This is a genomic window from Parapusillimonas sp. JC17 (assembly GCF_052180245.1).
GTDB lineage: Bacteria > Pseudomonadota > Gammaproteobacteria > Burkholderiales > Burkholderiaceae_B > Parapusillimonas.
Map to the genome: position 1 here is coordinate 2637057 of NZ_CP197474.1, position 17754 is coordinate 2654810.

Here is a 17754-nt window from a genome sequence, read left to right on the forward strand (position 1 = left end):
AGCTCAACCCCGGGCGCTACAGGGGAGCCATGGGAGCGACGGCTTCGGGCGCTAGCGTCTCGGCGGGCGCGCTGCCGTTCTGGCGGCTTTTCTCTTCAAGCCGCGTCAGTTCGCGGCGCAGCCGCGCTGCTTCGCGTCGTCGGCGCATGATGGAAGGCACCGCGATCAGAAGACCCAAAAACACACCCAGCACGAAAACCGCCAGCATTACCACGATCAAAGGCACGCCCGTCACGACATGATCCGCGAAAAAGTTGACGTCGACGGGACCAGTGTTCTTCAAGGCGAACATCAACACCAGCACGAAGACGGCCAAGCGCAGCAGCCAGACCAGATAACGCATGATTCACTCCAATAAACCGGGAATCCGCTAATTGTAAGGGAATTGAGGACGAAACCGATCCGGAGAGCCAAAAAGAAAACAGGCCTCCCTTGATAGGAAGGCCTGTTCTCTTGAGGGGTCAGACACCGTATTCTTTGCGAAGGGGTCAGACCCCGTACGGGGTCTGACCCCAGGACAAACCGCGGGGTCTGCCCCTGAAGCCGATCAGCCGTGCATGATGCGGGTATCGAATTGACCTAGCGTAAAAGCGGCATCGCTGGATTCGCCGACGGCATTCGTCTCGTTTTCGAACGCCGAGTCCACCCGTTCGCGCAATTCCTTGCCTGGCTTGAAATGAGGCACCTGCTTGCCAGGCACCATGACTTTCTCGCCAGATTTGGGATTCCGGCCTACGCGAGGCTGGCGCTCGGAGAGCGAAAAACTGCCGAATCCGCGGATCTCGATGCGCTGGCCGCAGGCCAGGGCCTGGGTCATGGCATCGAGCACCGTTTTCACGGCGTAATCCGTATCGCGCGCTGCCAGTTGCGGATAGCGACTGGCAAGAATCGCAATCAGTTCCGACTTGGTCACGCCAATTAACCGTCGTCGCGCTGTTGGTCGAGCTTGGCCTTCAGCAGAGCGCCCAGGTTGGTGGTACCCGACGAAGCGCTGGCTTCCGACATGCGCTGCAGGGTATCGGCGGTTTCAGCGTTGTCACGTGCCTTGATCGACAACTGGATCGAACGCGTCTTGCGATCGATGTTGATGATCATGGCTTCGACGTTGTCGCCGACGTTCAGCACCGTGCTGGCGTCTTCGACGCGGCCGCTGGAGATCTCGGATGCGCGGAGATAGCCTTCGACATCGACGGACAGCGTCACGACCGCGCCCTTGGCTTCCACGGACTTGATCACGCCGGGAACCACTGCGCCCTTGTCGTAGGTTGCAACGAAGTTGTTGAAGGGGTCGCCTTCCAGTTGCTTGATACCCAGGGAGATACGCTCTTTGTCGGTATCGATGCCCAGGACCACGGCGTCGATTTCGTCGCCCTTCTTGAAGTTGCGGACCGCTTCTTCGCCGGTTTCAGTCCAGGACAGGTCGGACAAGTGCACCAGGCCGTCGATGCCGCCGGGCAGGCCGACGAACACGCCGAAGTCGGTGATCGACTTGATGGCGCCGCGAACCTTGTCGCCGCGCTTGAAGTTGATCGAGAACTCTTCCCAGGGATTCGCGCGGCACTGCTTCATGCCCAGCGAAATACGGCGACGGTCTTCGTCGATTTCGAGAACCATGACTTCGACTTCTTCGCCCAGGGTGACGACCTTGCGCGGATCGACGTTCTTGTTGGTCCAGTCCATTTCGGAGACGTGCACCAGGCCTTCGATACCGGCCTCGACTTCAACGAACGCACCGTAGTCGGTCAGGTTGGTTACCTTGCCGAACAGGCGGGTGCCTTGCGGGTAGCGACGAGCCAGGCCGACCCATGGGTCTTCGCCAAGCTGCTTGACGCCCAGGGAAACGCGGCTCTTTTCCTGATCGAACTTGAGGACCTTGGCTTCGACTTCCTGGCCCACCTGCAGGACTTCGGAAGGATGGCGGACGCGGCGCCATGCCATGTCGGTGATGTGCAGCAGACCATCGATGCCGCCCAGGTCGACGAACGCACCGTAATCGGTGATGTTCTTGACGATACCCTTGACCACAGCGCCTTCGCTGAGGGTTTCGAGCAACTTCTGGCGCTCTTCGCCCATGCTGGCTTCAAGGACCGAGCGACGCGACAGCACAACGTTGTTGCGCTTGCGATCGAGCTTGATGACCTTGAATTCCATGGTCTTGCCCTCGTAGGGCGTGGTGTCCTTGACGGGACGCAGATCGACCAGCGAGCCGGGCAGGAACGCGCGGATGCCGTTGGTCATGACGGTAAGACCGCCCTTCACCTTGCCGGTGATCGTGCCGGTAACCATTTCACCAGACTCGAGCGCTTGCTCGAGCTGCAGCCAGGCCGACAGGCGCTTGGCGCGGTCGCGCGACAGGATGGTGTCGCCGTAGCCGTTTTCCAGGGAGTCGATGGCGACCGAAACAAAATCGCCGGCTTCGACTTCGAGTTCGCCCTGATCGTTCAGGAACTCTTCAAGGGGAATCAGCGCTTCGGACTTGAGTCCGGCGTTGACCACGACGAAATTGTGATCGATGCGTACGACTTCAGCGGAAATCACCTCACCGGACTTCATGTCCTGGTTCTTGATGCTTTCTGCAAACAGGTCGGCAAAGCTTTCGCCGCCTGTGGCGGCAGGGGTTGAAATGGTGGACATTAAATGAAATCCATAAGCCGGAAATGGCTGTTAAAAACACACCAGGGAAGAACACCCGCCCCAGTGGAGTAAAAAACAATCCCGGCGCAAGCCTGCGATATCAGCGGCAGCTTGCGCGTCAGGACACCAGGCTCGACCAGTGGTCAAGCACGACTGCAACGGTTTCATCGATACTGAGATTCGATGAATCCACGGTTTTGGCATCAGGCGCCGCAACAAGCGGCGCATTAGCCCGAGTACGGTCGCGCTCATCGCGCAAACGCATATCTTCCAACAAGCCCGATAGGTTAGCAGAAAAACCCTTTTCCCTCAACTGCTTACACCTTCTTTTTGCGCGCGCCTCGACATCCGCCACCAGGAAGATCTTGAGCGTCGCATCGGGAAACACCACCGTGCCCATGTCGCGGCCGTCGGCGACCAGGCCCGGCGCCACCCGAAAAGCCCGCTGCCGCCCGAGCAGCGCCTCGCGCAGCGCGCCGTACGCGGCGATCCGCGACGCAAGATTTCCCACCCGCTCTTCGCGTATGGCCTGCGTCACGTCGCGGCCCTCCATGAAGATGTCGCCGCTCCGGAAGGCGACATCGAGCCGGCTCGCCGTATCGGCCACCGCGGCCTCATCGGATGGATCCACCCCTTTTTCCAGCACGGCCAGGGCCGTCAGCCGATACAGGGCACCGCTGTCGAGCACCGACCAGCCCAGCGCCTGGGCGACACGCATTGCAATCGTGCCCTTGCCCGAGGCCGTCGGGCCGTCGATGGCAATGACCGGAATCGAGGTGTGAGCCGTCATGCCTGCACCAATCCTTTGAAGACGGAGAAATAATCGGGAAAGGTCTTGGCCACGCAATCAGGATCCTCGATCGTGACCGTGGCCGGACCGAAAGCGGCGAGGGAAAAGCACATGGCGATGCGATGATCGTCGTAGGTGGCGATGGATGCGGAGCGCCATTCGCCCGGACGCACAGGATGGACGATGAGCCAGTCCGGCCCGGACTCCACTTTCGCGCCCAGCTTCTCCAATTCGGTGTGCATGGCGTGGATGCGGTCTGTTTCCTTGACGCGCCAGCTGCCGATGTTGCGCAAGGCGCAAGGGCCGTCCGCGTACAGCGCCATGGCCGCCGCGGTCATCGCGGCATCCGGGATCAGATTGAAGTCCAGGTCGAACGCCTTGAGACGATCGCCACGCGCCACCTGGGCCCCGCTGACTTCAATCGCGTGGGGGTGTCGCACAACGGCCGCGCCCATGGCCTCGACCACGTCCGCGAAAGCCATGTCGCCCTGCATGCTGTCCGCCCCTGCCCCTTCGATATGGACGGGACCTCCGCCGATGGCGCCCAGGGCCATGAAATACGAGGCCGAGGAAGCGTCGCCCTCGATCTCGAGCCGCCCGGGCGAAACGTAGCGCGAGCCCGCCGGCACGACGAAGCGCCGCCAGTCCTGCCGCTGGACGACGACGCCGAAGCGTTCCATCAGCTTTAGCGTGATCAGGATGTAGGGTTGGGAAATCAGTTCGCCGTCGACCTCGATGACGACCTCGTTGCCGGTATCCGCGTGCAGCGGCGCCGCCATCAGCAAGGCGGTAAGGAACTGGCTGGACACGGATCCTTTCACGCGGATCGGACGGCTGCCGCTGAAGGCGCCATGGCCTATGGCCAGCGGCGGATACCCCTTGTTGCCCAGATAGCGAATGTGCGCCCCCGCGCCCAGCAAAGCATCGACCAGATCGCCGATGGGCCGCTCATGCATGCGCGGAACACCCGACAGCCGGAAGTCGCCGCCCATGACGGCCAATGCCGCGGTCAAGGGCCGGAATGCCGTTCCGGCATTGCCCAGGAACAGGTCACCGGACCGATTGGGGAAGGGATTGGCACCATGGACGCGCACGTGATCCCGGCCGATGTCATCGATGCGCACACCCATTTGCCGCAAGGCGGCGAGCATGACTCGCGTATCGTCCGAATCGAGCAGACCCGTCAGTTCGGTGGCCCCTTGAGCCAGCGCGGCAATCAGCAGCACGCGGTTGGAAATGCTTTTCGATCCGGGCAGCCGCAGCCGGCCGGCAGCCCGGGTAACCGGTTCAAGGACTAGACGCTCGTTTGTGCTCATTACATTCCACTCCTGCTGCCCCATAGACGGCGCGCCGTGGCCGCGCGCTCCAGAAATTTTTCGAGTGCCGGGCCATCGGCGTCTTCGAGCGCCTGCTCGGCCCGCAACAAAGCGTCCTTGACCTCTTTCAATTCGGACAGGACCGCGGCGCGATTGCTCAGGAAGATATCCCGCCATACCTCGGCCGAACCCGCGGATATGCGGGTGAAATCGCGGAAGCCGCTGGCCGCCAGCGCCATGCGCAAATCGGAATCCGCCGCGGTCGCCACCTGCCACATGAATACCGACGAAAGAAAATGCGGTACGTGGCTGACCGAGGCCAATACCTTGTCGTGGACATCGGGCTCCATGACCATGACCTGGGCGCCGCACGCCTCCCAGACGCACGTCAGGTGCTCCCGGTCGGTATTGCGGTTCTCCGGCAAGGGGGTAAGGACGACCTTGCGTGCCCGATACAGGCCGGGATCCGCAGCCTCCGGGCCTGCTTTTTCGGCGCCCGCGACCGGATGGCCGGGAATGAACTGGGCAATGCGATCGCCCAATGCCGCACGCGCGGCCTGGACCACGTCTGCCTTGGTGCTGCCCGCATCGGTCACCAGCGTATCAGCGCGCAGGAATGGCAGCAAGCCTTCGAGCAGCGACTGTGTCGCGCCGACGGGCGCCGACAGCATGATCAAGTCCGCCTGGCTCGCAGCCTGCTCCAGGGTGGCGATTTCATCGATCAGGCCCAGCTTCAGCGCCTGCATCAGAGAGCCGCGCTGGCGTCCCACGCCGAGAATGCGTCCAACGGCGCCCCGTTCGCGCAGCGCGGCAGCGAAAGAGCCTCCGATGAGCCCTACCCCGACGACCGCCAGTACCGGCACCAGCGGCGGCGTCGCCGCCCGTCCCGCCTGGCTCATGGACTGAGGATTTCAGTCAGCGCCTGCACGAAGCGCTGGTTTTCTTCCGGCAGGCCGATTGAAACCCGCAACCATTCCGGCAAGCCGTCGCCCCCCACGGGACGCACGATGACGCCGCGCTTGAGCAGCTCTAGATTGATGCGCGCCGCTTCGCCCACGTGCACGAGGACGAAGTTGCCGTAGCCTGGAACGAAGCGCAGGCCCAAACGGCCGAACGCTTCGGCCAGGGTCGCCTTGCCCGCGCGATTGATCTCATAGGACTGCTGCAGGAAGGCCGCGTCGCCCAATGCGGCAATTGCCGCCGCCTGGGCCAGGCTGTTCACATTGAATGGTTGCCGCACCCGATTCATGAGATCGGTCAGCCGGGGTTGCGCTATGGCAAAGCCCACGCGCAGCCCCGCCAGGCCGTAAGCCTTGGAAAACGTGCGTGAAACGATCAGGTTGGAATACTGCTCGACCCAACGGGCGCTGTCGAAACGCAGTTCGGGGTCGAGATATTCGTTATAGGCTTCGTCCAGCAACACGGTGACCCGGTCGCCGTGCTGGGCCTGCACTTGCGACAGGAAATCCTCGATTTCGCCGGCGGGCAGAAAGGTGCCTGTCGGGTTGTTCGGATTGGCGATGAACACAATGCGTGTATCGTCGTCGATGGCTGCGAGCATGGCATTCAGATCGTGCCCGTGGTCACGCGCCGGAACCACTATGTGCCGGGCTCCGCGCGCCTGAGTCGCCAAGCGATAGACTGCGAACGCGTATTGCGAATATACGCTGGCGCGACCCGGCGCCAGCAAAGCCAGCGAGGCGATCTCGAGCAGGTCATTGGAACCGTTGCCCAGCGTGATCCACTCGGCGGGGACTCGATAGCGTGCCGCAAGCGCAGACTTCAGCTCGAAGCCGTTGGGATCCGGATAGCGGCCCAGCGAGCCGGCGGCCGCCATCATGGCTGCCCGCGCCGATTCGGGCATGCCGAGCGGGTTCTCGTTGGAGGCGAGCTTGACGATGCCGGCGGGATCCAGACCGAATTCCCGCGCGAGCTCTTCGATAGGCTTGCCCGCCTGATACGGCGCAATCCCCAATACGTATTCGGGCACGTCCGGAGCCAGAGCGGGCTCTTTCAATTCATCGGTATTCATGCGGCGTTCCTATTGCCTGGGGTAGGATCCCAGGACCTTGAAAAAGGCGACTTCTTTCTTGAGTTCTTCGAGCGCGCGCGCCACCGGCGGCTCGTTGCGATGGCCGATCAGGTCGACGTAAAAATAGTACTCCCACTGTCCGGTGCGCGCCGGCCGCGATTCCAGCCGCGTCATGGACACGCCATTGGCCGCCAAAGGCGCCAGCATGTCGTAGACGGCGCCCGCGCGGTTGGGTACGGCAAGAATGATGCTCGTCTGGTCGTTGCCGGTGGGCAAGGTCTCGATGGGGCCGATGGCCAGAAAGCGCGTGCGGTTCTGCGGGTCGTCCTGGATGCCGGAGGATACGATCTGGAGATCCCAGGCATGGGCTGCCATCGTGCCCGCAATGGCGGCCACCGTAGGATCCTCGGAGGCAATGCGCGCCGCCTCGCCGTTGCTGGATGCGGCATCGCGCGGCAAGTCGGGATGATTGCGCGAGAGCCAGCCCTGGCATTGCGCCAGCGCCTGGGGATGCGCCATGACCCGCGTCACGCCTTCCAGCGTGCCGGACCGAGTCAGGAGATTGTGATGGATCTTGATGGATCTTTCGCCCAGCACTTTCAACGGCGAGCTGAGGAACAGGTCGAGCGTGCGGTTGACCGCCCCCTCGGTGGAGTTCTCGACGGGCACGACACCCACGTTGGCCTGCCCCGCCTCGACGGCGCGGAATACTTCATCGAAGGAATTGAAACGCAGGCGCGTGATCGCGTGGCCGAAATGCTCCAGGGCGGCCTGTTCGGAAAAAGAGCCCTGGGGCCCCAGATAGGCCACGGTCAGTACGCTTTCCAGCCCGCGGCAGGTAGAGATGATCTGCGCCCAGACCGCGTCTATGGCTTCGGGCGTGAAAGGCCCCTGGTTCAGTTGCTGCAGCCGGCGGACCACCATGGCTTCGCGCTCCGGCTTGAGCACCGGCCCTTCTTCGTCGAATTCCTGCTTGACCTTGCCGACCTCCTGGGCCGTTGCGGCTCGCCGATTGAGCAGTTCCAGTATCTGTTCGTCCAGCGCGTCGATGCGCTGGCGCAAGGGCAATAAGCGGGCTTGCAAAGAATCATCCATATCGACGCTCGAACTCCTGCATGAAAGAAACAAGGGCTTGCACGGCCTGCAGCGGCACGGCGTTGTAAATGGACGCGCGCATGCCGCCCACGCTTTTATGACCCTTGAGCTGCATCAGGCCGGATTTGTCCGCCTGTGCGAGGAATTCGGCGTTGAGCGATTCGTCGTGCAGGAAGAAAGGAATGTTCATGCGAGACCGCGATCCGGCATGGATGCGGTTGAGGTAAAAGGCGGAGCCGTCCAGGTAATCGTACAGGGCCTGTGCCTTGGCGATGTTGGCCGCCTCGATGGCGGCCACGCCGCCCTGCTTCTTCAGCCACTTGAACACCAGGCCCGCTATGTAGATGGCGTAGGTCGGCGGCGTATTGAACATGGAGCCGGACGCCGCCACATTGACGTAATCGAAGGCGGACGGGCATACGGGAAGCGCATGGCCGATGAGGTCCTTGCGAACGATGACCACCGTGACGCCGGCCGGGCCGGCGTTCTTCTGCGCGCCGGCATACACCAGCGCGGCCTTGGAAAAATCGATGGTGCGCGACAGGAAATGCGAGGACGCATCCACGACCAGGGGTACGTCCGGCGCACCGAGGGCACCCATGTCCGGCCAGTCCGGGAACTCGACGCCGCCTATCGTTTCATTGCTGCACAAATGCAGGTACGCCGCATCACTGCGCAGCCGCCATTCGGTCGTGGCCGGAAACCAGGTCCAGGGCTCCTGCCTGACTCCATCGATATCGGCCGCCTCGCCGCTGGTCGCGGCGATGGAGACATCGCCGTAGCGCTGCGCTTCTTTATAGGACTTGCTGGACCAGATGCCGCTCAGGATATAGTCGGCCTTGTGCGCGCCGCCGCGGCCGATCAGGTTCATGGGCACGATGGCGTTCTCGGCCGTCGCGCCGCCCTGCATGAACAGCACTTCGTAGTCATCGGGAATGGCCAGCAGCTCGCGCAGGTCAGCCACCGCCTCGTCGCGGATCTGGGTGAACTGCTTGCCGCGGTGGCTCATTTCCATCACGGACATGCCGCAGCCGTGCCAGTCGGTCATTTCGGCCGCCGCCTGCTGCAGGACTTCGAGCGGCAGCGCCGACGGGCCTGCCGAAAAATTCCAGGGACGCATGCTTATTCTTCCTTGTCGTGATCGCGATCTTCGTCGGCGGGCTTGTCGGCATCGGCGTCGTCTTCACGGTAGATGACGTCGTCGCCGCTGGTTTCGACGACGAGCACGTCATCGTCGGCATCGCTTTCCACGACCCTGCGCACGCCGGACAGCATGCTGTTCTCGTCCACGCTGATCAAAGTAACGCCCTGCGTGGCTCGGCCCATTTCACGGATTTCGGAAACACGGGTGCGGACCAGCACGCCGCCCGTCGTGATCAGCATGATTTCATCCGAGGGACGGACCAGCACGGCACCGACGACCTTGCCGTTGCGGGCTGTGGTCTGGATCGCGATCATGCCCTTGGTGCCGCGTCCGTGACGTGTGTATTCGAGAATGGACGTGCGCTTGCCGAACCCGTTCTCGGTGGCTGTCAACACGCTTTGGGATTCGTCCTCCGCCACCAGCAGCGAAATCACGCTCTGCCCGTCTTCCAGCATCATGCCCCGTACGCCGCGGGCGGTTCGACCCATGGGACGCACATCGTTCTCGTCGAAACGCACCGCCTTGCCCGCATCGGAGAACAGCATGACATCGTGCTTGCCGTCGGTCAGGTCGGCGCCGATGAGGTAGTCGCCCTCGTCGAGCGCAACGGCGATGATTCCGGCCTTGCGCGGGTTGGAGAAGTCGGACAGCGGCGTCTTCTTGACCGTGCCGCGGGAAGTGGCCATGAAAACGAACTGTTCATCGCTGAATTCCTTGACGTTCAGCACGACCGTGATCTTCTCGCCTTCGACGAGCGGGAACATGTTCACGATGGGGCGCCCGCGCGAATTGCGCGAACCCTGCGGAACTTCCCAGACCTTGAGCCAGTACACGCGCCCCTTGTCGGAGAAGCACAGCAGGTAGTCATGCGTGTTGGCGATGAACAACTGGTCGACCCAATCGTTCTCTTTCATGGCCGTCGCCTGCTTGCCCCGCCCGCCGCGCTTCTGCGACCGGTACTCGGACAAGGGCTGGCTCTTGATATAGCCCGACTGCGACAAGGTAACCACCATGTCCATCGGCGTGATCAGGTCTTCGGTGTCGAGTTCGGTGGCATTGTGCTCGATTTCGGAACGCCGGACATCTTTGCTGCCTGTGCCGAATTCCGCCTTGATGGCAAGGAGTTCGTCGCCGATGATCGTCGTGATCCGCTCAGGACGCGAAAGGATGTCGAGCAGGTCGGCAATGGTCTCCATGATGTCCTTGTACTCGCCGACGACCTTGTCCTGCTCCAGCCCGGTCAGGCGCTGCAGGCGCATGTTCAGGATTTCCTGGGCCTGGACGTCGCTCAGGCGGTACAGGCCGTCGTCCTGAAGACCGAAGCCCGGCGGCAGGGATTCTGGGCGATAGGCCGCCTTGCCGCCCGGGATATCGCCGCCGTCGGCCCGCGTCAGCATCTCGCGCACCAGCGACGAATCCCACGAGCGCGCCATGAGTTCCTGACGAGCCATGGGCGGCGTGGGCGCCGCCTTGATGATGGCGATGAATTCATCGATATTGGCCAGCGCCACTGCCAGGCCTTCCAGCACGTGGCCGCGCTCACGCGCCTTGCGCAGCTGGAACACCGTGCGGCGGGTAACGACTTCGCGCCGATGCCGCAGGAAGTACTCCACCATCTGCTTCAGGTTCAGCAGGCGCGGCTGGCCGTCGACCAGCGCCACCAGATTCATGCCGAAAGTGTCCTGCAGCTGGGTGTTCTTGTACAGATTGTTCAGAATGACTTCGGGGACTTCACCGCGCTTGAGCTCGATCACCAGGCGCATGCCGTCCTTGTCGGACTCGTCGCGAATGTCAGAAATGCCTTCGATCTTCTTTTCGTTGACCAGTTCGGCGATTTTTTCCTGCAAGGTCTTTTTATTGACCTGATAGGGAATGGCGTCGACCACGATGGCCTGCCGATTGCCCTTTTCCATGTCCTCGAAGTGGGTTTTGGCCCGCATGATGACGCGGCCGCGCCCCGTGCGATAGCCTTCGCGCACGCCGGACATGCCGTAAATGATGCCGCCAGTGGGGAAATCGGGCGCTGGAATGAGCTCCATGAGCTCGTCGATGGAGCATTCCGGATTGCGCAGGCAATAAAGACAGCCGTCGATGACTTCGGAGAGATTGTGCGGAGGGATATTGGTGGCCATGCCCACCGCAATCCCCGAGCTGCCGTTGACCAATAGATTAGGCAGGCGGGCCGGCAAGAGCAGCGGCTCTTGTTCGCTGCCGTCGTAGTTGGGGCCGAAGTCGACGGTTTCCTGGTCGATGTCGGCCAGCATTTCGTGGGCGATCTTGGAGAGGCGGATTTCGGTGTAACGCATAGCCGCCGCGCCATCGCCGTCGATGGAGCCGAAGTTGCCCTGCCCGTCGACCAGCATGTAGCGCAAGGAGAAGTCCTGCGCCATGCGGACGATGGTGTCATAGACGGCGGAATCGCCGTGCGGGTGGTATTTACCGATGACGTCGCCGACGATGCGCGCGGATTTCTTATAGGCGCGATTCCAGTCGTTGTTGAGCTCGTGCATGGCGAACAGAACACGCCGGTGCACCGGCTTCAACCCGTCGCGAACGTCCGGCAGAGCCCGCCCCACGATCACGCTCATTGCGTAATCCAGGTAGCTGCGTCGCATTTCCTCTTCCAACGAAATCGGAAGAGTCTCCTTGGCAAAGGAATCCATAGAGTGTCTTAAACGTAAAAAGCGTGAAGTCAGGCCGTTGACGGGCGAATGGGAAATTCTAGCACTTCCTCCTATAGAGGCCTTCATGGGCACGGAATCTGCTACCACGTGCCATGTCCACGTCAATCAACAAGGTCTTTTCACTCGGCTACTTAACAAACCACTTTAAGGATTCTGGCTGTTGCCAAAAACCAACAATAATGTTGGAGATAAGGTAGAAATCCGAATATCTGAGCCGTATGCGCCATTGAAGCTTAACGAATCGCCCAGAAATGCCGTAAGATTCGCCCTAACACGCATGAAACCCAGCGCAATTCTTTGATTCAATCATGGCGTTGCTATACTGGCTCCGTTTTCTTGATATGCGGCGGGGGTTCGCTGCGGTCACTTACCAGCATTAAGCTCAATGAGGAGAAACATGAATAAACCCTCCAAAATCGCACTAGCACTCGCCATTGCCGCCGCTTCGGCCTCTGGCGCAGTATCTGCGCAAACCGTCGATAACTGGCGCAATTCGTTTGGCGACGTGTGGATGAACGGCACCAACGAACTGTGCTGGCGCGACAGCTTCTGGACCCCCGCCACCGGCATCCCCGGTTGCGACGGTGTGCCAGTTGCTCAGGCCGAAGCTCCCGTCGTTGCGCCTACCGCAACCAAAGTTGTGTTGAATGCTGACACCTTCTTCGACTTCGACAAGTCCACCATCAAGCCTGAAGGCCGCCAAGTGCTTGATCAAGTTGCCGCTCAGGTCAACACGATCAACCTTGAAACCCTCATCGCAACCGGCCACACCGACTCCATCGGTACCGAGCAATACAACATGGGCCTGTCGCAGCGTCGTGCAAACTCCGTCAAGGATTACCTCGTCGGCAAGGGCATTCCCGCCGACCGTATCTACGTCGAAGGCAAGGGCGAATCCGCTCCGGTCGCATCCAATGCGACTCGCGAAGGCCGTGCACAGAACCGTCGCGTGGAAATCGAAATCGTTGGCGTCCGCAAGTAATACATCCGTGTAGTACAAGCAGCGTTAAACGTTACAATAAGGGCTCCGCTTTGCGGGGCCCTTATCATTTATGGATTGCACATGAATACGACCGCACCCCCGACGCCCAATTCAGACGCCAACGTGGATCAGGCCGAGCTGGAAAAATTCAGCGCCCTGGCCTCTAAATGGTGGGACCCGGAAAGCGAGTTCAAGCCGCTGCACGCCATCAACCCCCTGCGCCTGGGCTGGATACTCGATCAGGCAGGCAGCCTGCAGGGCAAGACCGTGCTCGATATCGGCTGCGGCGGGGGCATACTGGCGGAAAGCATGGCAAAGGCGGGAGCCAAGGTGACGGGTATCGATCTGGCGCAAAAATCGCTGACCGTCGCACGGCTGCATGGCCTGGAGTCCGGCGTGCCCGTGGAATACAAGGCCATCAGCGCCGAAGCGCTTGCAAGCCAGCAGCCAGGCCACTACGACGTCGTCACCTGCATGGAAATGCTCGAACACGTACCCGACCCGGCATCCATCGTCCGCGCCTGCGCCACCCTGGTCAAGCCTGGCGGCTGGGTGTTTTTTTCCACCCTCAACCGCAACCCCAAGTCCTTTCTTTTCGCCATCGTAGGGGCGGAATACGTGCTGCGCATGCTGCCCAAAGGCACCCACAGCTACGAAAGCTTCATCAAGCCCAGCGAACTTTCCGCCGCCGCGCGGGCCGCGGGGCTTGCCGTTACTCAACTCGCCGGCATGGAATACAACCCCATCACCGACCTCTACAAACTCTCCAGCGATACATCGGTGAACTATCTGCTGGCGGCCCGACACGAGAATTGACCCCATGCGTAAATTGGTTTTGTTCGACTTCGACGGCACCCTTGCGGACACCGCCCCCGATCTGGCGGCAGCCGCCAACAAGCAGCGCGCCCGCAAGGGCCTGCCGCCCCTGCCCTATGAAACCTTTCGGCCCTATGCTTCGCAAGGCGCGCGCGGGCTGCTCAAGGCAGCCCTCGATATGGACCCCGATCATCCCGAGTACCCCGCGCTGCGCGAGTCCTTCCTGGAAGACTACGAGCAGGACATGACCACGCGCACATCGCTCTTCCCCGGTGTCAACGAACTCCTGAGCGAACTCAAGCGCCATGACTACACATGGGGCATCGTGACCAACAAGATGGAATACCTGGCGATGCCCCTGGTCGTGCACTTGGGCCTGTATACCGACTGCGCCGTCACGGTGGGCGGAGACACCACCGAGCACACCAAGCCCCATCCGGCTCCCCTGCTCTATGCCGCCCGGAAAACCGGCTTCGATCCCTCGAATTGCATCTATATCGGCGACGACCAGCGCGACATCATCGCCGGCCAGGCGGCGGGCATGTCGACCATGATTGCCGCTTACGGCTACTGTGGCCAGGAAACCGCCGCACTGCAGTCGTGGCAGGCCGATTCCATAGCAAACACGGCTTCTGACATCTGGGCGCTCGTCCAGGAATGGGCACGCCGCTAAGGGATTGCATGCCCGGCACGGCGCCGCGGCGGCATCGCCGCGTGCCTTGCCCCTTAGTTCCGCGAATGCAGCGTCGCGGCGTCGTGCCGCAGCTCAAGGATTTCTTTCGATGACGTGCCTGCGGCGGTAAACAGCACATCCGTCGAAGAGTTCAGCATGGTTTCGGATGAATCCTGAAGAACTCCGATAATGAATCCGACGCCGACGACCTGCATGGCGATATCGTTGGAAATGCCGAACATGCTGCAAGCCAGCGGAATCAGCAGCAGCGAGCCGCCGGCTACACCCGAAGCCCCACATGCCGCAATAGCGGCGACGACACTCAGCAGCAACGCCGTGGGCAGATCCACGGAGATACCCAGGGTATTGACGGCCGCCAGCGTGAGCACGGTAATGGTCACGGCCGCGCCCGCCATATTGATGGTGGCCCCCAGTGGTATGGAAACCGAGTACGTTTCCTCGGGCAAGCCCAGCCGCTTGCACAAGGCCAGGTTCACCGGGATGTTGGCGGCGGAGCTACGGGTGAAAAAGGCGGTGATGCCGCTCTCGCGCAAGCACAGGAAGACGAGCGGATACGGATTGCGTCGCGTCTTGATAAGTACGATGAGGGGATTCACCACCAGCGCCACAAAAAGCATGCAGCCCAGCAGCACGGCAAGCAGCCTTGCATAGCCCAGCAAGGCGTCCAGCCCCGTATCGGCAATGGTGGACGCCACCAGCCCAAAAATACCCAGCGGCGCACAGCGTATGATGACCTTGACGATATAGGACAGGGCGAGCGAAAGATCGGCCATCACATTCTTCGTTGCGCCATGGGCATGCCGCAACGCCAGACCCAGCGCGATCGACCACGCGAGAATCCCGATGTAATTGGCGTTCATGAGTGCGCTGATGGGATTATCGACCACGCTCATGACAAGATTTGACATCACTTCCAGAATCCCGCCGGGCGCACTGAGCGCTTCGCCATCCGCTTTCAGCTGTATGGTCAAAGGGAACAGAAAACTGGCCGCCACGGCAACCAGGGCGGCTGCAAACGTGCCCAACAGATACAGGATCAGGATCGGCCCCATCTGGGTCTGCTGTCCTTTTTGGTGATTGGCGATCGACGCTGCCACGAGGACGAAAACCAGAATCGGCGCCACCGCCTTCAGCGCCTGCACGAACAACTGCCCCAGCACGGCAACCGAAGCAGCAGCGGACGGCGACATGATGGCCAGAAGAATGCCCGCGAGCAGGCCGACCAATATCTGGACGACCAGGCTTCCGTTGCTGACAAACTGCAGTAATGGGTTCTGTTTTGCTGCGGAACGACTCATGGGCGGACTACTCCAAAGCATGGCCTTTTCGGACCATAGGCAAAACTCGCTCCACCGCCTTGCCCGTCATCGGGCCGCACGCTTGCGTAGCATTTGCTACCGGCGCATCTGATATTTATGAAGGCGCGAATTTTACCACCCCTGCCATGTCTTTCATTTCGTACTATGAAAAGTCTTCCAAATGCGCTACAATTGCGTCATGGGGTCGATCCGGCTTCGACGTGGGTCGCGAACCAGAGTAGGGCATGCCGAGCACCAGTCAGCTCGTAAATCCACTGGAAAACTACAAACGCCAACGACGAGCGTTTCGCTTTAGCCGCTTAATGCGGTAAGCCGCTGCACTAATTTGTCTTTGGGTTAGGTAGGGTAACACCTACAGCAGCGTCATTTACAAAGAATCGGACCTGATTGGGTCACTCAATCTGGTCTTAAATCAATGTGAATCGCCAAGGAAGGGCCTGTCGGCAGGCACGCTCCGCGGTTAAAACTCAAAATGTACCGACTAAGCATGTAGAACTGCCTGCAGAGGGCTTGCGGACGCGGGTTCAATTCCCGCCGACTCCACCAGTATTCTTAATAAAATCAGTACCTTACACGATAGCCAACCTCAAAAGTTGGCTATTTTTTTGGGCTGTTTTGGGTAGCATGGTCAGCATTTTGGTCAGCATTTCACTTAGCCCCACAGCCCGCCACCGAGCGGGCTTTTTTGCGTCTGGATCAGCCCGAACACCTCTCCCCCCTAGCCTTGTTATGTCCCAAAATCTGCCGGGCAGTCGGGTCGGTGATAATGTCTTGCTGGCTCACCCGGATTTCCCTCGTCCACAGGCAGCCGGCATCAATCACGGGCCCAGTTCCGGCGCAGCTCGTCAAGAGCGGCACCATCAGGCAGGCGCCCAATAGCCTGATCCACCTGCCCCCGAGATTTTGCTGCGGCCAGGGCATGAGCCGCTTGCCTTGCACGTTCATCTGATACCCCCTGATCGTATTTTGCAGAGCCGTACAGCAGCACGGCGCCGATGATGGCCAAGACGGCCAGCGCGCCGGCCAGCAGCTTCCAGTGGCTCCGGATCAATACCAGTGCGTTAAGCATCATCGGCTCCATAGTTCAGATTTCCGGCCACCCGACGCGCCCAGCCCTTACCGAAGCTGGGCCAGGTCGAAAGCTTGGTGTAAAACTCCAGCCGCGCCGCATTGAAACGGGCCAGCACGTCGGTGACGGTCATGCGCTGCACAGCCGACATCGTCACCGGCCCGATCACGCCATCATCAGCCACGCCGGCCGCCCGCTGCAGAAAACGGATGCTGTTGCCGATGCCATGGTTGACCGCGGCATCGAACACCTGAAAAGCAATGGCGCCGTCGAACTCGTCACACCGGGCCCGCTGCCAGTAGGCGGTGCGATAGATCTCGCGCGCTTGGTCACGGGTGAGTTCCCGAATGGAACCGGTGTAACCCACCTCTCGGGCCGTGCGCAGGGTGATGCCCCAGTTGGTTTCTCCGCCCGGATCATCTGGGTGGTTGACGTATCCCCCCTCGTGGCCGATCAGGCGCTCGAAGGCCAGATCAAACGTGACGGGTGTGCCAGGCGCTGGCAGCGCGGGCGGCAGGATTCTTTCGGGCGGCTTGGTGGTGGCACCAAAAAGATTCGATAGCCAGCTCATTGCGCACCTCGCACATGCTTATAAGCAACGGCCATGACGTAGCCAGCCATGGCCAGGGCCAGCGCTGCGGATCCGTCGCTTGTCCAGCCATCCGCGACGATTCGGCATGCGGCACCCGTGGCCGCAAGCGACACAGCCGACAGGCCCAGACGCTCCATGGTGGTGTCGTGGATCGACTTGGCAACCACCGCCAAGCCAGCGCCACCGGCGACAATCAGCCAGCACACCGCCGATACTGCAGCCTGGACGGTCATGTATATGGTTTGGTCCATGTCATACCCCTCGTCCGCGTATGCGATCGATGACGGCCTGCCAGATCGCGTTGATCGGAAAGGCCTGCACTGCTTCCCATGCCCGGGAAGCGACGGCCATACCAAAGAATCCGACCAGGAAGCCGGTCAGACCCTCGGGTATGCCGAGCCTCATGGAAATGTGTGGGGCGAGGTAGTAGCTGAGCAGTGCGCCGCTGGTCGCCATGCTCAGACGCTCAAGCAAGGTGCCCTGCAGGAATCGCATGGACACCACGGCCCCAGCCACACCCGCCAGCTTGACGGCTATCGCCTCGAAATTTTGCATATCAGCCATCGGCCTCTCTCGGTGGGTAGAAA

18 protein-coding genes and 1 other RNA gene are annotated in these 17754 nt (G+C 61.2%); 4 read left to right on the top strand and 15 right to left on the bottom strand.

Features of this window, described 5'->3' with window-relative positions:
• Positions 1-16 precede the first annotated feature (16 nt).
• The 10 genes from ACSBPU_RS12625 to gyrA all read right to left on the bottom strand — a co-directional run bounded on the left by ACSBPU_RS12625 (position 17) and on the right by gyrA (position 11674).
• Complete coding sequence (locus ACSBPU_RS12625) at positions 17-343, bottom strand: lipopolysaccharide assembly protein LapA domain-containing protein (protein WP_180067992.1); 327 nt, start codon at positions 341-343, stop codon at positions 17-19.
• A 204-nt stretch (positions 344-547) separates the two neighbouring features.
• Entirely contained in the window at positions 548-913 is a 366-nt protein-coding gene (locus tag ACSBPU_RS12630) for an integration host factor subunit beta (RefSeq protein WP_442592444.1), read from the bottom strand.
• A 5-nt stretch (positions 914-918) separates the two neighbouring features.
• Positions 919-2634: a 30S ribosomal protein S1 gene (rpsA, locus tag ACSBPU_RS12635; protein WP_442592445.1), complete on the bottom strand. Its 1716-nt coding sequence runs from the start codon at positions 2632-2634 to the stop codon at positions 919-921.
• A 118-nt stretch (positions 2635-2752) separates the two neighbouring features.
• Positions 2753-3424 carry a (d)CMP kinase gene (gene cmk / locus ACSBPU_RS12640; RefSeq protein WP_442592446.1) on the bottom strand — a complete coding sequence of 224 codons (672 nt, stop codon included), beginning with the start codon at positions 3422-3424 and terminating at the stop codon, positions 2753-2755.
• Positions 3421-4740 (bottom strand): 3-phosphoshikimate 1-carboxyvinyltransferase, encoded by a 1320-nt coding sequence (aroA, locus tag ACSBPU_RS12645; RefSeq protein ID WP_442592447.1) that lies wholly within the window; start codon positions 4738-4740, stop codon positions 3421-3423. Before aroA ends, cmk begins: the two co-directional genes overlap by 4 nt.
• On the bottom strand, positions 4740-5639 hold the full coding sequence (locus ACSBPU_RS12650; protein WP_442592448.1) for a prephenate dehydrogenase: 900 nt from the start codon (positions 5637-5639) through the stop codon (positions 4740-4742). The genes aroA and ACSBPU_RS12650 overlap by 1 nt, the downstream gene beginning before the upstream one ends.
• Positions 5636-6772 (bottom strand): histidinol-phosphate transaminase, encoded by a 1137-nt coding sequence (hisC, locus tag ACSBPU_RS12655; RefSeq protein ID WP_442592449.1) that lies wholly within the window; start codon positions 6770-6772, stop codon positions 5636-5638. Before hisC ends, ACSBPU_RS12650 begins: the two co-directional genes overlap by 4 nt.
• A gap of 9 nt (positions 6773-6781) precedes the next feature.
• On the bottom strand, positions 6782-7867 hold the full coding sequence (pheA, locus tag ACSBPU_RS12660; protein ID WP_180067985.1) for a prephenate dehydratase: 1086 nt from the start codon (positions 7865-7867) through the stop codon (positions 6782-6784).
• On the bottom strand, positions 7860-8993 hold the full coding sequence (gene serC, locus ACSBPU_RS12665) for a 3-phosphoserine/phosphohydroxythreonine transaminase (RefSeq protein WP_442598341.1): 1134 nt from the start codon (positions 8991-8993) through the stop codon (positions 7860-7862). The genes pheA and serC overlap by 8 nt, the downstream gene beginning before the upstream one ends.
• Positions 8990-11674: a DNA gyrase subunit A gene (gene gyrA, locus ACSBPU_RS12670; protein ID WP_180067984.1), complete on the bottom strand. Its 2685-nt coding sequence runs from the start codon at positions 11672-11674 to the stop codon at positions 8990-8992. Before gyrA ends, serC begins: the two co-directional genes overlap by 4 nt.
• 418 nt (positions 11675-12092) lie before the next feature.
• Between gyrA and ompA the strand changes: the two genes are divergently transcribed.
• From ompA to gph, 3 genes are all read left to right on the top strand, one after another.
• The gene (gene ompA, locus ACSBPU_RS12675) at positions 12093-12677 is read left to right on the top strand and encodes an outer membrane protein OmpA (protein ID WP_442592450.1); all 585 of its coding nucleotides are present in this window, start codon (positions 12093-12095) and stop codon (positions 12675-12677) included.
• Between the two features lie 81 nt (positions 12678-12758).
• Complete coding sequence (gene ubiG / locus ACSBPU_RS12680; RefSeq protein ID WP_442592451.1) at positions 12759-13493, top strand: bifunctional 2-polyprenyl-6-hydroxyphenol methylase/3-demethylubiquinol 3-O-methyltransferase UbiG; 735 nt, start codon at positions 12759-12761, stop codon at positions 13491-13493.
• A gap of 4 nt (positions 13494-13497) precedes the next feature.
• Positions 13498-14166 (top strand): phosphoglycolate phosphatase, encoded by a 669-nt coding sequence (gene gph / locus ACSBPU_RS12685; protein ID WP_442592452.1) that lies wholly within the window; start codon positions 13498-13500, stop codon positions 14164-14166.
• Positions 14167-14219: 53 nt separating this feature from the next.
• Here gph and sstT read toward each other — a convergent pair whose 3' ends face one another.
• The gene (gene sstT, locus ACSBPU_RS12690; protein WP_442592453.1) at positions 14220-15485 is read right to left on the bottom strand and encodes a serine/threonine transporter SstT; all 1266 of its coding nucleotides are present in this window, start codon (positions 15483-15485) and stop codon (positions 14220-14222) included.
• A 201-nt stretch (positions 15486-15686) separates the two neighbouring features.
• On the opposite strand from sstT, the gene ssrA reads away from it, so the two are divergent.
• Positions 15687-16052: a transfer-messenger RNA gene (gene ssrA, locus ACSBPU_RS12695) on the top strand.
• Between the two features lie 268 nt (positions 16053-16320).
• Here the strand turns inward: ssrA and ACSBPU_RS12700 are convergent.
• Genes ACSBPU_RS12700 through ACSBPU_RS12715 form a run of 4 tightly spaced genes read right to left on the bottom strand, consistent with a single transcriptional unit; the run spans position 16321 to position 17731 of the window.
• Entirely contained in the window at positions 16321-16578 is a 258-nt protein-coding gene (locus tag ACSBPU_RS12700; protein ID WP_442592454.1) for a hypothetical protein, read from the bottom strand.
• Positions 16568-17146 carry a glycoside hydrolase family 108 protein gene (locus ACSBPU_RS12705; protein ID WP_442592455.1) on the bottom strand — a complete coding sequence of 193 codons (579 nt, stop codon included), beginning with the start codon at positions 17144-17146 and terminating at the stop codon, positions 16568-16570. Before ACSBPU_RS12705 ends, ACSBPU_RS12700 begins: the two co-directional genes overlap by 11 nt.
• Positions 17143-17418 (bottom strand): hypothetical protein, encoded by a 276-nt coding sequence (locus tag ACSBPU_RS12710; RefSeq protein WP_442592456.1) that lies wholly within the window; start codon positions 17416-17418, stop codon positions 17143-17145. Before ACSBPU_RS12710 ends, ACSBPU_RS12705 begins: the two co-directional genes overlap by 4 nt.
• Before the next feature lies 1 nt (position 17419).
• Entirely contained in the window at positions 17420-17731 is a 312-nt protein-coding gene (locus ACSBPU_RS12715) for a hypothetical protein (protein WP_442592457.1), read from the bottom strand.
• Positions 17732-17754 lie beyond the last annotated feature (23 nt).

Coding starts and splice junctions, on each gene's coding strand:
- cmk (WP_442592446.1), bottom strand. CDS start 3,424: ATGACGGCTCACACCTCGATTCCGGTCATTGCCATCGACGGCCCGACG.
- rpsA (WP_442592445.1), bottom strand. CDS start 2,634: ATGTCCACCATTTCAACCCCTGCCGCCACAGGCGGCGAAAGCTTTGCC.
- gyrA (WP_180067984.1), bottom strand. CDS start 11,674: ATGGATTCCTTTGCCAAGGAGACTCTTCCGATTTCGTTGGAAGAGGAA.
- ompA (WP_442592450.1), top strand. CDS start 12,093: ATGAATAAACCCTCCAAAATCGCACTAGCACTCGCCATTGCCGCCGCT.
- ACSBPU_RS12650 (WP_442592448.1), bottom strand. CDS start 5,639: ATGAGCCAGGCGGGACGGGCGGCGACGCCGCCGCTGGTGCCGGTACTG.
- ACSBPU_RS12700 (WP_442592454.1), bottom strand. CDS start 16,578: ATGATGCTTAACGCACTGGTATTGATCCGGAGCCACTGGAAGCTGCTG.
- ACSBPU_RS12710 (WP_442592456.1), bottom strand. CDS start 17,418: ATGGACCAAACCATATACATGACCGTCCAGGCTGCAGTATCGGCGGTG.
- gph (WP_442592452.1), top strand. CDS start 13,498: ATGCGTAAATTGGTTTTGTTCGACTTCGACGGCACCCTTGCGGACACC.
- hisC (WP_442592449.1), bottom strand. CDS start 6,772: ATGAATACCGATGAATTGAAAGAGCCCGCTCTGGCTCCGGACGTGCCC.
- ubiG (WP_442592451.1), top strand. CDS start 12,759: ATGAATACGACCGCACCCCCGACGCCCAATTCAGACGCCAACGTGGAT.
- ACSBPU_RS12625 (WP_180067992.1), bottom strand. CDS start 343: ATGCGTTATCTGGTCTGGCTGCTGCGCTTGGCCGTCTTCGTGCTGGTG.
- ACSBPU_RS12705 (WP_442592455.1), bottom strand. CDS start 17,146: ATGAGCTGGCTATCGAATCTTTTTGGTGCCACCACCAAGCCGCCCGAA.
- aroA (WP_442592447.1), bottom strand. CDS start 4,740: ATGAGCACAAACGAGCGTCTAGTCCTTGAACCGGTTACCCGGGCTGCC.
- sstT (WP_442592453.1), bottom strand. CDS start 15,485: ATGAGTCGTTCCGCAGCAAAACAGAACCCATTACTGCAGTTTGTCAGC.
- ACSBPU_RS12715 (WP_442592457.1), bottom strand. CDS start 17,731: ATGGCTGATATGCAAAATTTCGAGGCGATAGCCGTCAAGCTGGCGGGT.
- pheA (WP_180067985.1), bottom strand. CDS start 7,867: ATGGATGATTCTTTGCAAGCCCGCTTATTGCCCTTGCGCCAGCGCATC.